Here is a 15,030-nt window from a genome sequence, read left to right as displayed (position 1 = left end):
TCTCAGGCAAGCTTCACATGCTCCTCGATAAGGCTCAGCAGGGACTCGGCGGCATTGTCCGCGGTGGTGTCGAGATGGACCAGGTGCAGGCGCTCCTCGTCGGCGAACGGCTCGAAACGTTGCTGCTGCTGCGCCAGCACCGCCAGGCTCTCCTCGACGGCCACGCCCTGGCGTGAGGCACGCTTCTCGATACGCCGGCGCAGGGTGGCGTCGTCGGCCTCGAAGCTGACCAGCAGGCAGGGCAGGCCGCGGGCCTCGGCCTGCTGACGCAGCTGGTCACGCTGGGCACGGGTCAGGCAGGTAGCATCCACGCAGGCGGGGATGCCGGCATCCAGCAGATAGCCGGCACAGGCGGCGAGGCGCCGATAGGTCGCCTCCGTGGCCGCCTCGCCGAAGATATCCACAGCCGCGGAACCATCATCGCCCTGTGGATGGATCGAGTCGTCATCGGCCTGGGCGAGACGCTGGCGTTCCGCCTCGGAGCTGACCCGGATCGCCCCCAGCCCGGTGACCAGCCCCCGGGTAAAGCGACTCTTGCCGCTGCCCGAGACGCCCACGGCGATGACCAGCGGCGGGAAACGGAATTCGGCGATGCGTTCGGCCAGTGCCAGGTAGCGACGACACTCGGCCATGCTCTCGGCCTGCAGGGCGGGGTGTTCCGGATCGTGCCCCCGGGCGGGACGGCGACGCAGGGCGCGCCTGGCGGCGGTCAGCGCATGGCAGGTGCCGAACAGCGACAGCAGTCGGGAGAGCTCGTAGTCGCCCGAGTGGCGCAGATAGCGATCCAGCGCCAGCCGCGTCAGCTCCGGGGTCTCGCGTCCCTCCAGGCCGACCAGCAGCGCCGCCAGGTCGCTGGCCGGATCGTCGGCGAGATCGGCACCCGGCACCTCCAGGTCGCGCCCGATGGCATTCACCAGCAGCGGTCGACCGGCGTGGCACAGCCGGCTGGTGGGGTGACGCAGCGCCCAGCTCGGCACCCGGCGTGCGGCGCGGGCCTCGAGGATGGGTGTCAGGCGCACCAGGTCCTGCTCCAGCCAGTCGCCCAGCTGATCGAGTCGTTCGCGCTCCTCCTCATCCAGCAGGGCCTCGCGGATGGCCGCCAGTTCGGCCCCCATGGCCAGCGTCAATGGATGTCCGGCGGCCTGGGCTTCGGCATCATGGGAAGCCGCCCCACGGTGATAGGCCACCAGGGCATCGATGAGCGCCTCCAGCTCCAGACTTTCGCCACTACCGGCCTTGTCGGCATCCAGGGTATGACGCATGGCAGTTCTCCCGGTGGTGATTCGATGAGGCGTCAGTCCTGACGCTGCTCAGTCTTGACGTTGCATGGCCGCGAAGGCCTTCTCGGCGGCATCCAGGGTGAACTGGATATCCTCCGGCGTGTGGGCGCTGGACATGAAGCCCGCCTCGTAGGCCGAAGGCGCCAGGTAGACCCCCTCGTCGAGCATCGCAGAGAAGAAGCGACGGAAGGCGTCGGCGTCACAGGCGGTGGCCTGGGCGAAGTTGTCGACCCGGCTCTGGCCGGTGAAGAAGAGGCCGAACATGCCACCGGCACGCTGGGTGATCATCTCCACGCCGGCCGCATCGGCGCGCTCCTGGAGACCGTGGCAGAGGGTCTCGACGCGCTGGGCCAGGGCATCATGGAAACCCGGCTCGCGCAGCTTGGTCAGCAAGGCGATGCCTGCCGCCATGGCCAGCGGGTTGCCGGAGAGGGTGCCCGCCTGATAGATGGGGCCCAGCGGCGAGATATTGGACATGATCGTCTCGCTGCCGCCGAAGGCACCCACCGGCATGCCGCCGCCGACGATCTTGCCCAGGCAGGTGAGGTCGGGGCGCACGCCGTAGTGGGCCTGGGCACCGCCCATGGCCACCCGGAAGCCGGTCATCACCTCGTCGAAGATCAGCACGCTGTCGTGGGCATTGCAGACCCGACGCAGGCTCTCCAGGAAGCCGGGCTGGGGCGGGATGCAGTTCATGTTGCCGGCCACCGGCTCGACGATGATGCAGGCCACCTGGTCACCGATCTCCTCGAAGCACTGCTCCACGGCATCGATATCGTTGTAGGACAGGGTGATGGTGTGCTCGGCCAGGGACGCCGGCACGCCGGGAGAGCTCGGCTCGCCGTGGGTCAGCGCCCCGGAGCCCGCCTTGACCAGCAGCGAGTCGGAGTGGCCATGGTAGTTGCCCTCGAACTTGACGATCTTGTCGCGGCCGGTGACGCCACGCGCCAGGCGGATCGCCGACATGGTGGCCTCGGTGCCGGAGTTGACCATGCGCACCATCTCGATGGAGGGGATCATCTCGCAGATGAGGTCCGCCATGGTGGTCTCGATGGCGGTGGGGGTGCCGAAGGAGAGGCCGTTGTCGAGGCGCCCACGCACCGCCCCCAGCACGTCCGGATCGGCATGACCGGTAATCATCGGCCCCCAGGAGCCCACGTAGTCCACGTAGCGCTGGCCTTCCACATCGAACAGGTAGGCGCCCTGGGCGCGTTCCATGAATATCGGCGGACGCTGCAGCCCCTTGAAGGCGCGTACCGGGGAGTTGACCCCACCGGGGATATGCCGGCAGGCCTGGGCGAAGAGCTGGGCGGAGGTCGTCATGTCGTGTCGTGTCCTCGAGGCTGTGGATAATTCTCTGGATAAGCTATTCACAGGAAGTGAAGTGGCGGCAATTTCCGCCGATCTGAGCGCCGCGGCGGCATGCCTGAACATTGCCCCCATTCTCGATGCTCCGGCCGCCAAAGGCCAGACCCCCCTCAGGGAGAAGCGGGTGATGCGACGCTCGCCACCGTCGGCAGTCGCCAGAGGCGACGAGGCAGCGCCTGGCCCTCGCCGGGCCGCCAGCCGTGGGCCAATGCCTCCCAGGTGAATGCCTGTGCCTGCTCGCAGGCCATCACCAGTGACTCGCCGACGGCCAGACGCGACGCCAGGAAGGCCGCCATGGTGCAGCCTGAGCCGTGATAACGCCCCGCAAGCCGCGGCCAGCTCCACTGACGACTCTGGTCCGTGGCATGCAGCGTATGCGCCACGCGCTCCGCCGGTACCCCCGGCGCCGGGTCATCGGTGCCGGTCACCAGCACCGCCTGACAGCCCAGGCGCATCAGCGCCACGGCCCGCTCGGTATCCTGCAGCAGGCTTGGGGAGAGCCGCGCCAGCTCCCCCCGGTTGGGGGTGAGGATATCCACACGCGGCAGCAGCCGCTCACGGTAGGCATCGACGAGCTCGGTTGTGGATAACTCCCTGCCGCCGCCGGCAGACAGCACCGGGTCGGCCACCACCGGCACCCCGGGAAAGCGCCGGAGGATATCGGTGATCGCATCCAGGGTCGCCAGGTCGGCCACCAGGCCGATCTTGATCGCCGCCACCGCGAACTCGTCGAGGGCGGCAACGCTGGCGCGCATGACCTCGGGGTCGGCGGGGATCACCCGCGAGACATCGCGGCAGGACTGCACGGTCAGGGCGGTAGGCACGGTCAGCGCCCAGCCGCCGCCGGCGGCAACCGCCTCGGCGTCGGCCACCAGGCCGGCGCCGCCGGTAGGGTCGTGGCCGGCGAGCACCAGCACGACCGGCAGGTGGGGCGTGATGGCTGCCATCAGAACGGCTTGAGCACGGCGAGGAAGATGATGATCAACAGGGCAATCACCGGCAGCTCATTGAACCAGCGGAAGAACACGTGGCCACGCTTGCAGCGCGCCTCGGCGAACTGCTTCAGGTAGATCAGGCAGACATGGTGGTAGCCCACCAGCAGCGCCACCAGCAGCAGCTTGGCATGGATCCAGCCCTGGGCCAGCCAGCCGGGATTGAGCACCAGCATGATGCCGCCGAACAGCAGCACGGCGATCATGGAGGGGGTCATGATGCCGCGATAGAGCTTGCGCTCCATAACCAGGAAGTGGTCGATCGCCTGCTGCTCGCCGCGGTCGCGCGCCATGGCGTGATAGACGTAGAGCCGCGGCAGGTAGAAGAGGGCGGCGAACCAGGTGACCATAGCGATCAGGTGCAGGGCCTTGAACCACAGGTACATGGGAGCTCCTTGCGGATGGTGGAGAAAGGGAGGAGGCGTCAGTTCTCGACGCGGTAGAAGCGCTCGATGGCGCCGCGGGTGATGATACCGGAAATCCGCTTCTGCTTCGGCCGATGGCCGTGCTCCACGTAGAGGGCATCGAGCATCGAGTCATTGAGCTTGTTGAAGGCCTCGGAGAGGGTGGCCTGCAGCCCGATGGGGGCAAGCTCCAGGCGCACGCCGGGAATCTCCAGCAGATCCACCTCTGGTGGCTCCTCCTTCTCCCTGGCCTTCTCCCTGGCCTTCTCCTTGCCCTTCTTGCGTTTCTTCGCCGCCTTCTCTTCGCCGTCGCCCTCCGGCATCTCCTTGGCGAGCTCCACCTTCTCGGCAGGCTCTTCCGCCTCGGCTTCCTCGGCGGCACTCTTCTCTTCTGCCGCCGCCTGCTCGGTGAGCCAGCGGGCCAGGTCGGCGGCCTTGAGCGCCAGCACCGGCTTGTCGTCGCTGGAACGCTCGATCAGTATCCACACCGGCTCCGATTCCAGCAGCGTTCGGGCACGCTCCCGGGAGACCATGCGCTGGGTGCGCACCAGCCGGCGCTCCATCACCGCCGGCACCGAGACCCGGGAGAGCGCCTGCATCAGCGGCTGCTGCAGGGGATGCAGTCCCTGGCGCGTGACGCTGATGAAGAAACCGCCGCAGCGGCACAGCTGACGCGCGGTCAGGCAGGAGACCACCACCGCCAGCATGCCGGGCAGGATGATATTCGGGTTGTGGGTCAGCTCGAGCAGCGCCATCAGCGCCGCCAGGGGCGCCTGCAGCACCGCGCCCATCATCGCCGCCATGCCCAGCATGGCGTAGAGCGCCGGATCCGAAGCCTCGATGGGCAACAGCCACTGGCCGGTCATGCCGCACAGCGCACCGGCCGCACCGCCGATTACCAGTACCGGGCCGATGATGCTTACCGGAATCCCGCAGGCCACGGTGCCGGCGGTGAGCAGCAGCTTGCCGATGGCCACGGCGAGCAGCACATCCATCGCCACCGAACCGCTGAGGGTTGCCTGCAGGGTGTCATAACCCATGCCCTGTACCTGGGGATACCACCAGGCCACGGCGCCAACCACCCCTCCCGCCATCAGGAAGCGCAGCGCCATGGGCAGTCGCTCCAGGCGCGGCCCCAGCCGCGAGACCCGCACGAACAGGCCGGCCAGCAGGCCAATCACCAGGGCGCTGACGATGATCCACGGTAGATCGAGCAGGGAGTTGAGGTGCAGGTCGGGCACGCCGATCGCCGGGTCGGGACCATAGACCAGCTGGGCTACCACCGCGCCCATGGTGGAGGCCAGGATGACCGGCATGAAGCCGATGATGGTGTACTCCATCATCACCACTTCCATGGCGAAGATGACGCCGGCGATCGGCGTGTTGAAAGAGGCGGCGATGCCCGCCGCGGTACCGCAGGCGACCAGTACCCGAAGGCTGTTATGGGGCAGGCGCAGGCGCTGGCCCAGGCCGCTGGAGGCGGCGGCCCCCAGATGAATGGCCGGCCCCTCGCGGCCAGCCGAGAGCCCCCCCAGCACCGAGATCAGACCCACCACCCACTGGGTCAGCCAGTTGCGCAGCGGGAAGCGCCCCTGATGATAGGCCAGGCGATCGATCACATGTACGACGCCGACCTGGCGGCCGACCTGGGGGGTAAACCACATCCACAGACCGATCAGCAGCACCGCGGCCAGCGGCAACAGGCTGCGCAGCGCCGGTGGCATGGCTTCGAATGCCTCGGGGCTACCGGTAGGAAACAGCCACAGCCCGCCCAGCTCCAGCAGGCTGCGAAACCCCACCATCAGCACACCGGTCAGCACCCCTGCCACGACGCCCAGCACGCAGAGTTGCGGCAGGGCATCCACATTGGCAAGCTGTTGTCGAAAGCGCTCCAGTCCTTGACCGGCATCGAGGCGAGGCAAACGCGGCACGTCGCGGTTTCCTTTACGACTGAGTGACGACCCTTCCGGTCCTTCACCTGTGTATCATATTCCCGCAGGGCGATGACAGCCCGCCGCTTTCAGGGCGTCGGCCCTTTTTCGTCAATCAAGGAGTCTCACGTGATCAAGGTCGGAATCGTCGGCGGCACCGGTTACACCGGCGTCGAACTGCTCAGGCTGCTGGCCCAGCACCCGGAGGTGGAGGTAGAGGCCATCACCTCGCGTTCTGAGGCCGGCCTGGGTGTCGCCGAACTCTATCCCAACCTGCGCGGGCACTACGATGGCCTGACCTTCAGCGAGCCCGACGCCGACCGCCTGGGTGCCTGCGATGCGGTATTCTTCGCCACCCCCCATGGCGTGGCCCACGCCCTAGCCGGCGAACTGCTCGAGCGCGGCACCCGGGTCATCGACCTCTCCGCCGACTTCCGGCTGCGTGACGCCGCGGAGTGGGCCGAATGGTACGGCCAGCCCCACGGGGCTCCCGAGCTGCTCGACGAGGCGGTCTATGGCCTGCCGGAGGTCAACCGCGAACGTATCCGCAGCGCCCGCCTGATCGCCGTCCCGGGCTGCTACCCTACCGCGGTGCAGCTCGGCCTGCTGCCGCTGCTCGAGGCCGGCCTGATCGACGCGGACCATGTCATCGCCGACTGCAAGTCCGGGGTCACCGGTGCCGGCCGCGGCGTCAAGGTGCCCTCGCTGCTGGCCGAGGCCAGCGAGTCCATGAAGGCCTACGGCGCGAGCGGCCACCGCCACCTGCCGGAGATTCGCCAGGGCCTGGGCGATGCCGCCAGCCGTTCCGTCGGTCTGACCTTCGTGCCTCACCTGACGCCGATGATCCGCGGCATCCACGCCACCCTCTATGGCCGGCTCACCAGTGAGCCCGGCGACCTTCAGGCGCTGTTCGAGACACGCTTCGCCGGCGAGCCCTTCGTCGACGTCATGCCCCCGGGCAGTCACCCCGAGACCCGCAGCGTCAAGGGCGCCAACCTCTGCCGGCTCGCCGTGCATCGGCCCGGCGACGGCGATACCGTGGTGGTGCTCTCGGTGATCGATAACCTGGTCAAGGGGGCTTCGGGCCAGGCGATCCACAACCTCAACCTGATGTTCGGCTTCGACGAGAACGCCGGGCTCGCCGCCCCCGCGCTGATGCCCTGAACCGTGTTCCGCCTCCCCGGTAAAAGTTGACCCTTTTGCTGGGGATTGCGGATAATGACCGGTCACACTTCCTTCCCCTGGAGTCCTCCATGAGCGAAGCCGAATCCTTCGTCCCTACGCCCCTGATGCTGTCCGACAGCGCAAGGGCCCGGCTGCGTGCGCTGATCGAAGAGGAGGGTAACAGCGAGCTGAAGCTGCGGGTCTATGTCACCGGCGGCGGCTGCTCGGGCTTCCAGTACGGTTTCGATTTTGCCGACGAGGCGGCCGATGATGACACCGTCATCCCGTTCGGCGACGTGGCGCTGGTGATCGACCCGCTCTCCTACCAGTATCTGGTGGGTTCCACCGTTGACTACGAGGAGGGGCTGGCCGGCGCCCGCTTCCTGATCCAGAACCCCAACGCCACCACCACCTGCGGCTGTGGCGCCTCCTTCATGGTATAGCGGCGCCTCCCCGGCCGCGGGGAAGCGTGAGATCCCCCGACTTGACGCTCTGCGGGAATCTCGCCAAGGTTGAAATGGCGAGTCCCATCAGAAAAGTCCCAAGAACGGGGAATCTCATGAAACAATCTACTGCGGCAACACCCTTCCTGAAGCACACCCTGTTGGCCAGTGCCCTGGCGCTGGGCACCGGCCTGGCCGGCTCCGCCCTGGCCCAGGACACCACCGTCAACGTGGTCACCGACCCCAGCTTCGTGCCCTTCGAGATGCTCGACACCGAGACCGGCGAGATGGTCGGCTTCGACATGGACATCATCCATGAGGTAGCCGAGCGCGCCGGCTTCGAGGTCAACCTGACCACCATGGAGTTCAACGGCATCATCCCGGCCATCCAGACCGGCAGCCAGGAGATCGCCATCGCCGGTGTCACCATCACTGAAGAGCGCGCGGAGATCGTCGACTTCTCCGATCCCTACTACGACTCCGGCCTGCGCATCATGGTGCGTGCCGATAACGACGAGGTGGAGACCCTCGAGGACCTCGAAGGTCTGAGCGTGGCCACCAAGATCGGCTCCACCAGCTACGACTTCCTCCAGGAGAACCTGGGCGACAGCGCCGAGATCACTCCCTACCCGGGCACCTCCGACATGTACATGGCGCTGCTCGGCCGCAACGTCGACGCCGCCTTCTACGATGCCCCCAACGTCGGCTACTTCGCCCAGACCCGCGGCGAAGGCCGCACCAAGGTGGTCGGGCCGCTCTATGAGGGCCAGCAGTACGGCATCGTCTTCCATCAGGGCAGCGAGTGGGTAGAGCCGGTCAACCAGGCGCTGGCCGAGATGAAGGAGGACGGCACCTATGATGAGATCTACGCCAAGTGGTTCGGCGAGGCGCCCAGTGACGACTGAGGCGACTCCCCTCCCGATATCGTCGCCCTGAGGGCGACGCGAGAGTCCGCGGGGCCGGGCGGTGTGACCACCCGGCCCCGCGTCGTTCAACGCTCCCGGAGACCTCCTCGTGGACGTGACCTTCCAATTCGACTGGGCGGCCGCCTTCAGCTCGATACCCCACCTGTTGCCGGGGATTCCCTGGACGCTGCTGATCTCCTTCGGTGGCCTCGCCATCGGCTTCGTGATCGGCATCATCTTCGGCCTCATGCGCATCAGCCCGCTCTTCTGGCTGCGCCTGCCCGCCATCTTCTATATCGAGGTATTTCGCGGCACCCCCATCCTGGTGCAGGTGCTGTTCATCTTCTACGGCCTGCCACAGATCCTCGGCGAGCCGATCAACGCACTGACCGCAGGGATCGCCGCCATCGCCGTCAACTCGGGCGCCTATATCTCCGAGGTGGTCCGCGGCGGTGTGCAGTCCATCGAACGCGGCCAGCGCGAGGCCTCGCTCTCCCTGGGCCTGTCTCGTACCCAGGCCTTCCGCTACGTGATCTGGCCCCAGGCCCTGCGCCGCATGATCCCGCCACTGGGCAACCAGGCCATCATCAGTATCAAGGACACCTCGCTGTTCTCGGTGATCGGTGTGGGCGAGCTGGTACGCCAGGGGCAGATCTATATCGCCACCACCTTCACCGCCATGGAAGTCTACCTGATGGTGGCACTGCTCTACCTGGCCATCACCTGGACCCTGTCGATCCTGCTGCGCCAGCTCGAGCGGCGTGGCCTGGTCGGCCAGTGATGGGGTTAAAAAAAGAGCGAGGGAGGCCAAGCACATGACACAGAAAGAGAACCCGACCACGGCCATCGTCCGCATGGAGAAGGTCAACAAGCACTTCGGCAAGCTGCACGTACTCAAGGATATCGACCTCGAGGTGATGCCCGGCGAGGTGGTGGTGGTCATCGGCGCCAGCGGCTCGGGCAAGTCGACCCTGATCCGCTGCATCAACGGCCTGGAGGAGTTCCAGTCCGGGCACATCGAGGTGGACGGCAATGAACTCACCCCCCACGGCAAGAGCGGCCGCGCCCTGCAGAAGATCCGCACCGAGGTGGGCATGGTGTTCCAGCAGTTCAACCTCTTCCCCCACCTGAGCGTGCGCGACAACGTCACCCTGGCCCCCATGAAGGTACGTGGCTGGAGCCAGGAGGATGCAATGGAGACCGCCGAACGCCTGCTGGAGCGCGTCGGCATTTCCGACCAGGCCGACAAGTACCCGGCCCAGCTCTCCGGTGGCCAGCAGCAGCGCGTCGCCCTGGCCCGCGCCCTGGCCATGGAGCCGCGGCTGATGCTGTTCGACGAGCCTACCTCCGCGCTGGATCCGGAGATGATCGGCGAAGTGCTCGACGCCATGCGCGAGCTGGCCCGGGAAGGCATGACCATGATCATTGTCACCCACGAGATGGGCTTCGCCCGCGAAGTGGCCGATCGCGTCATCTATGTCCATCAGGGCGAGATCGCCGAGGAGGCCCCGCCGGAGACGATCTTCGATAGCCCGAATGATGAACGCACCCGAAGCTTCCTCTCTCGCGTACTCAAGCACTAGCTCAACCACCAGGATCGACTCCATCAGGATGAAAAAGGGCCCTGTCGCGTTGCGGCAGGGCCCTTTTTTCGTCTGTGGACAGAATTTTTTTCGATACCCCGGATTCTGGCTACGGGGCCCATGCTGGAGGGGCTCGTGGATAAATACCCCAGTTGTTCACAGCCGCGGGCACAAGCCTGGTACCCATCGGTGGACAAGCGGTGCAGCGCCGGCACTGTGGACAAGGTGGCATTCCATCCACAGGTTCGCGACCGCTAGTCCGCAGGCTGTCGTCCCTTTCTCCTGTGCTTGGTCAACAACGTAAGCTACTGAAGAAAATGGCAGGAAATGACTTATCCACGGTTTTTGTCCACACCAGTAGTTACAACCACAACAGAACTTCTTTATTTATATACTGATATTAATTGATAGGTCAGGAGGGAACGAGCCTGGTTGGAAACACGTGTGGAAAACCCTGACGATTACCCACAGGAGGTTTATACTGCCGGGCTGATTTCACCCTCTGACAGAAAGACAGGCGCCGCGGCGCCAACGAGGTGCACCTTGGATTACCCCGACCGCTTCGACGTCATCGTCATCGGCGGCGGCCATGCGGGAACCGAAGCCGCCCTGGCCGCCGCTCGCATGGGCTCACGTACCCTGCTTCTGACCCACAACATCGAGACCCTCGGCCAGATGTCCTGCAATCCGGCCATCGGCGGCATCGGCAAGAGCCACCTCGTGAAGGAGATCGATGCCCTGGGTGGTGCCATGGGCCTGGCCACCGATCTCGGCGGGATCCAGTTCCGTGTTCTCAATGCCCGCAAGGGGCCCGCGGTTAGGGCCACCCGCGCCCAGGCCGACCGGGTTCGCTACAAGGCCGCGATCCGCGGCCTGCTGGAGAACCAGCCCAACCTGACGCTGTTCCAGCAGGCCGCCGGCGACCTGATCGTCGACAACGACGAGGTACGGGGCGTGGTTACCGAGACCGGCATCCACTTCCTAGGCGAGACCGTGGTGCTGTGTACCGGAACCTTCCTCGGTGGGGTGATCCATATCGGGCTCGACAGCACCCGCGGCGGGCGCGCCGGCGACCCGCCCTCGAACCGCCTGGCCGAACGCCTGCGCGCCCTGCCGTTCCGTGTCGATCGCCTCAAGACCGGTACTCCGCCTCGCCTCGATGCCAGGAGCCTGGACTTCTCGCAGCTGGAGGAGCAGCCGGGAGATACCCCCACCCCGGTGATGTCGTTCATGGGCAATCGCGCTCAGCATCCCCGCCAGGTGAGCTGTCACATCGCCCACACCAACGAGCGTACCCACGAGATCATCCACGCCAATCTCGACCGCTCGCCGATGTACTCCGGGATGATCGAGGGGGTGGGGCCGCGCTACTGCCCCTCCATCGAGGACAAGGTGCACCGCTTCGCCGACAAGACGAGCCACCAGGTCTTCATCGAGCCCGAGGGGCTCGACACCCACGAGCTCTATCCCAACGGCATCTCTACCTCGCTGCCCTTCGATGTGCAGTTGCAGGTAGTGCGCTCCATGCGCGGACTGGAGAATGCCCATATCACCCGTCCCGGCTACGCCATCGAGTATGACTTCTTCGATCCGCGGGACCTGCGGCACTCGCTGGAGACGAAGTTCATCGCCAACCTCTTCTTCGCCGGTCAGATCAACGGCACCACCGGTTACGAGGAGGCAGGCGCCCAGGGGCTGCTGGCGGGTCTCAACGCCGCCCGCCGGGCACAGGGGCTCGACTCCTGGTGCCCGGGTCGCGACGAGGCCTATCTCGGCGTGCTGGTGGACGACCTGATCACCCTGGGGACGAAGGAGCCCTACCGCATGTTCACCTCGCGGGCCGAGTACCGCCTGCTACTGCGTGAGGACAACGCCGACCTGCGCCTCACCGAGGCTGGCCGCGAGCTGGGGCTGGTCGACGACGCCCGCTGGGCGGCCTTCAGCGAGAAGCGTGAGGCCATCGAGCGCGAGAGCGCTCGACTCAGGGCCAGCTGGGTGCAGCCCGACAGCCAGGCGGCCGCCTGCATCGCCGAGAAGACCGGCAAGGCGCCGGCGCGGGAGTACAGCCTGATGGACCTGCTCAAGCGTCCGGAGCTGGGCTATGCCGACGTGGCGGGGCTGCCGGGTATCCCGGGCGATCCTGTGGACGACGAGTCGGTGGCCGAGCAGGTGCAGATCCAGGCCAAGTATCAGGGCTATATCGATCGCCAGCGTGACGAGATCGCCAAGCTGAAGCGGCATGAGGCCACGCCGCTGCCCGTCGATCTCGACTACACCCGGGTCGACGGGCTCTCCCACGAGATCCGCCAGAAGCTCGCCGAGGCACGCCCCGAGACCCTGGCCCAGGCCTCGCGCATCTCCGGGGTGACCCCGGCGGCGGTGTCGATCCTGCTGATTCACCTCAAGAAGCGCCGACTCCTCGACGACCATCAGGTAGCCAGCGCATGACGGCCATCGCAGACCCCGTGGCCACGCGCCTCGACCAGGGACTCGCGCAGCTTGGCATCGCCGTGGACCCCGAGCAGCGCCGTCGACTGCTCGCCCTGGTCGGGTTGTTGCACAAGTGGAACCGCGCCTATAACCTCACCGCGATACGCTCAGCCGAGGAGATGGTCTCGCGCCACCTGCTGGACAGCGCCGCGGTGCTGCCCTATCTGAACGGTCGCACGCTGCTCGACGTGGGCGCAGGACCGGGCTTCCCGGGGCTGGTGCTGGCGATCCTCAAGCCCGGGCTCGAGGTGACCCTGCTCGACAGCAACGGCAAGAAGGTTCGCTTCCAGCGCCAGGCGGCGCTGGAGCTGGGCCTCGACAACGTGACCCCGGTGCAGGCGCGGATCGAGGCCTTCGAGGAGCGCTACGACCAGGTCATCTCGCGAGCCTTCGCCAGCCTCGGGGACTTCGTCGCGCTGACCCGCGAGCGGGTGGTCCCCGGCGGCCAGTGGCTGGCCATGAAGGGTCCCGCCGTGGACGAGGAGCTTGCCGGGCTGCCGGCGGAAGTCACGCCGGTGGCGCGCCATCTCCTCGAGGTACCCTTCGAGGTCGGTACCCGCCTGCTGGTGGTGCTCGAGCGCCGGACGCAAGCCCCGGCTCCCTGACAACCCGCGTTTCCCCGCAACGGAGTTGCCCGTGACCAAGATCATCGCCTTGACCAATCAGAAGGGTGGCGTCGGCAAGACCACCACCGCGGTCAACCTCGCCGCCAGCCTGGCGGCCCTGGACCGTCGCGTGCTGCTGGTCGACCTCGATCCCCAGGGCCATGCGACCATGGGCAGCGGCATCGACAAGCATGAACTGGATGGCAGTGTGCTGGAGGTGCTGCTGGGCGAGCGCGATGCCGCCGGGGTGATCCTCGACTGCCCCGAGGCCGGCTATGCCCTGCTGCCGGGCAACGGCGACCTCACCGCCGCCGAGGTGGCCCTGCTGGATCGCGAGGCGGGGCGTGAGCGCTGCCTGGAGAATGCTCTGGCCGGTGTCGCGGACGAATACGACGTGGTGCTGATCGACTGCCCGCCCTCGCTCAACATGCTGACCGTCAACGGCCTGACCGCCGCCCACGGCGTGCTGATTCCACTGCAGTGCGAGTTCTACGCCCTGGAGGGGCTCTCGGCGCTGCTCGACACCGTGGAGCAGATCAAGGACAGCGTGAATCCCCGGATCGAGGTGTACGGCATCCTGCGCACCATGTTCGATGCCCGCAACAGCCTGACCCGCGACGTCACCAAACAGCTGCGTGACTATTTCGGCGAGACCCTGCTCAAGGCCACCATCCCGCGCAACGTGCGGGTCGCCGAGGCGCCCAGTCACGGCCTGCCGGTGACCAAGTACGCGCGCTTCTCGCGGGGCAGCCAGGCTCATCGGGTGCTGGCCAAGGAACTGATTCGGCGCCTGTCGCTGTAATCCCTGTTGTGCAACATCAGTGATGAGGGAATGTCGATGACGCGTAAACGCGCCCTGGGACGAGGCCTGGATGCCCTGATCGGTGGCAATGCCCGCCGCCGCGAGAGTCTCGACCTGCCCGAGGTGGAGCTCGCCGACGGCGAGGCGGCGGCCAGCAACCCCGCCAGCGAACCGGAACCGGCCGAGCGCCTCGAGCGCCTGCCGCTGGGCCAGCTCAGCCGCGGCAAGTACCAGCCGCGCCGCGACATCCAGCCCGAGGCGCTGGAGGAGCTGGCCGACTCGATTCGTGCCCAGGGGGTGATGCAACCCATCGTGGTTCGCCCGGTGGCCGAGGACCGCTACGAGATCATCGCCGGCGAGCGGCGCTGGCGGGCCGCCCAGTTGGCCGAGCTCGATGTCATTCCTGCGGTGATCCGCGAGGTCAGCGACGAGGTAGCCCTGGCCCTGGCGCTGATCGAGAACATCCAGCGCGAGAACCTCAACCCCGTCGAGGAGGCGATGGCCCTCAAGCGCCTGCTGGAGGAGTTCGAGCTGACCCAGCAGCAGGTGGCCGATGCGGTGGGCAAGTCCCGGACCCAGGTCACCAACCTGCTGCGCCTGCTGGCCCTCGACCCCGAGGTGCAGACCCTGCTGGAGCGTGGCGACCTGGACATGGGCCACGCGCGCGCCCTGCTCGTGCTTTCCGCCGCCAAGCAGCGCCAGGCCGCTCATGAGGTGGTCAATCAGGACCTCACCGTGCGTGCGACCGAGGCGCTGGTGAAGCGCCTCGCCGAGGGGGCGCCCCGCAAGTCAGAGCCGGCACCTCCGAGCCCTGATGTCGCGCGACTGGAGACCCGCCTGGGCGAAGTCCTCGGTGCACCGGTCAAGATCCAGCATGGCCGCGGTGGCAAGGGACGCGTGACCATCCGCTACGCCAGCCTCGATGAACTGGATGGCATTCTGGAACATATCCGCTAGGTGATACAGCATGATGCGCGTCAAGCTGTCGACAATTTCTGCACCTTTGGTCGAAAAGTGATCGGAAATCAGGTCGAAAGCGTGGTGCCTCAGTTGAAGCGCCGGG

At 66.8% G+C, this 15,030-nt stretch carries 14 protein-coding genes; 9 read left to right on the top strand and 5 right to left on the bottom strand.

Annotated features, from left to right (window positions below):
* Positions 1-2: 2 nt before the first annotated feature.
* From GRB96_RS09555 to GRB96_RS09535, 5 genes are all read right to left on the bottom strand, one after another.
* Complete coding sequence (locus GRB96_RS09555) at positions 3-1,262, bottom strand: P-loop nucleotide/nucleoside kinase family protein (protein ID WP_161431926.1); 1,260 nt, start codon at positions 1,260-1,262, stop codon at positions 3-5.
* A gap of 48 nt (positions 1,263-1,310) precedes the next feature.
* Positions 1,311-2,603 carry a glutamate-1-semialdehyde 2,1-aminomutase gene (gene hemL, locus GRB96_RS09550; RefSeq protein WP_161431925.1) on the bottom strand — a complete coding sequence of 431 codons (1,293 nt, stop codon included), beginning with the start codon at positions 2,601-2,603 and terminating at the stop codon, positions 1,311-1,313.
* Positions 2,604-2,758: 155 nt separating this feature from the next.
* On the bottom strand, positions 2,759-3,595 hold the full coding sequence (gene thiD, locus GRB96_RS09545) for a bifunctional hydroxymethylpyrimidine kinase/phosphomethylpyrimidine kinase (RefSeq protein WP_161431924.1): 837 nt from the start codon (positions 3,593-3,595) through the stop codon (positions 2,759-2,761).
* A complete protein-coding gene (gene hemJ, locus GRB96_RS09540) occupies positions 3,595-4,026 on the bottom strand; it encodes a protoporphyrinogen oxidase HemJ (RefSeq protein WP_161431923.1) in 432 nt (143 codons plus the stop codon). Before hemJ ends, thiD begins: the two co-directional genes overlap by 1 nt.
* Before the next feature lie 38 nt (positions 4,027-4,064).
* On the bottom strand, positions 4,065-5,966 hold the full coding sequence (locus tag GRB96_RS09535) for a chloride channel protein (protein ID WP_205743627.1): 1,902 nt from the start codon (positions 5,964-5,966) through the stop codon (positions 4,065-4,067).
* A gap of 138 nt (positions 5,967-6,104) precedes the next feature.
* On the opposite strand from GRB96_RS09535, the gene argC reads away from it, so the two are divergent.
* From argC to GRB96_RS09490, 9 genes are all read left to right on the top strand, one after another.
* The gene (gene argC / locus GRB96_RS09530) at positions 6,105-7,139 is read left to right on the top strand and encodes an N-acetyl-gamma-glutamyl-phosphate reductase (protein WP_161431922.1); all 1,035 of its coding nucleotides are present in this window, start codon (positions 6,105-6,107) and stop codon (positions 7,137-7,139) included.
* A gap of 89 nt (positions 7,140-7,228) precedes the next feature.
* Positions 7,229-7,582, top strand: a complete 354-nt coding sequence (gene erpA / locus GRB96_RS09525) for an iron-sulfur cluster insertion protein ErpA (RefSeq protein ID WP_161431921.1) — start codon at positions 7,229-7,231, stop codon at positions 7,580-7,582.
* Between the two features lie 116 nt (positions 7,583-7,698).
* A complete protein-coding gene (locus GRB96_RS09520; RefSeq protein WP_161431920.1) occupies positions 7,699-8,487 on the top strand; it encodes a transporter substrate-binding domain-containing protein in 789 nt (262 codons plus the stop codon).
* 109 nt (positions 8,488-8,596) lie between these two features.
* Entirely contained in the window at positions 8,597-9,268 is a 672-nt protein-coding gene (locus tag GRB96_RS09515) for an amino acid ABC transporter permease (protein ID WP_161431919.1), read from the top strand.
* 34 nt (positions 9,269-9,302) lie between these two features.
* The gene (locus tag GRB96_RS09510; RefSeq protein WP_161431918.1) at positions 9,303-10,070 is read left to right on the top strand and encodes an amino acid ABC transporter ATP-binding protein; all 768 of its coding nucleotides are present in this window, start codon (positions 9,303-9,305) and stop codon (positions 10,068-10,070) included.
* 543 nt (positions 10,071-10,613) lie between these two features.
* The gene (gene mnmG / locus GRB96_RS09505) at positions 10,614-12,518 is read left to right on the top strand and encodes a tRNA uridine-5-carboxymethylaminomethyl(34) synthesis enzyme MnmG (protein ID WP_161431917.1); all 1,905 of its coding nucleotides are present in this window, start codon (positions 10,614-10,616) and stop codon (positions 12,516-12,518) included.
* Complete coding sequence (gene rsmG, locus GRB96_RS09500; protein WP_161431916.1) at positions 12,515-13,165, top strand: 16S rRNA (guanine(527)-N(7))-methyltransferase RsmG; 651 nt, start codon at positions 12,515-12,517, stop codon at positions 13,163-13,165. Before mnmG ends, rsmG begins: the two co-directional genes overlap by 4 nt.
* Before the next feature lie 31 nt (positions 13,166-13,196).
* Complete coding sequence (locus GRB96_RS09495; protein WP_161431915.1) at positions 13,197-13,967, top strand: ParA family protein; 771 nt, start codon at positions 13,197-13,199, stop codon at positions 13,965-13,967.
* A 36-nt stretch (positions 13,968-14,003) separates the two neighbouring features.
* The gene (locus tag GRB96_RS09490) at positions 14,004-14,924 is read left to right on the top strand and encodes a ParB/RepB/Spo0J family partition protein (RefSeq protein WP_161431914.1); all 921 of its coding nucleotides are present in this window, start codon (positions 14,004-14,006) and stop codon (positions 14,922-14,924) included.
* Positions 14,925-15,030: the final 106 nt, after the last annotated feature.

The organism is Halomonas alimentaria (assembly GCF_009902005.1).
Lineage (GTDB): Bacteria > Pseudomonadota > Gammaproteobacteria > Pseudomonadales > Halomonadaceae > Halomonas > Halomonas alimentaria.
This window is presented reverse-complemented; position numbering and strand designations above follow the sequence as displayed.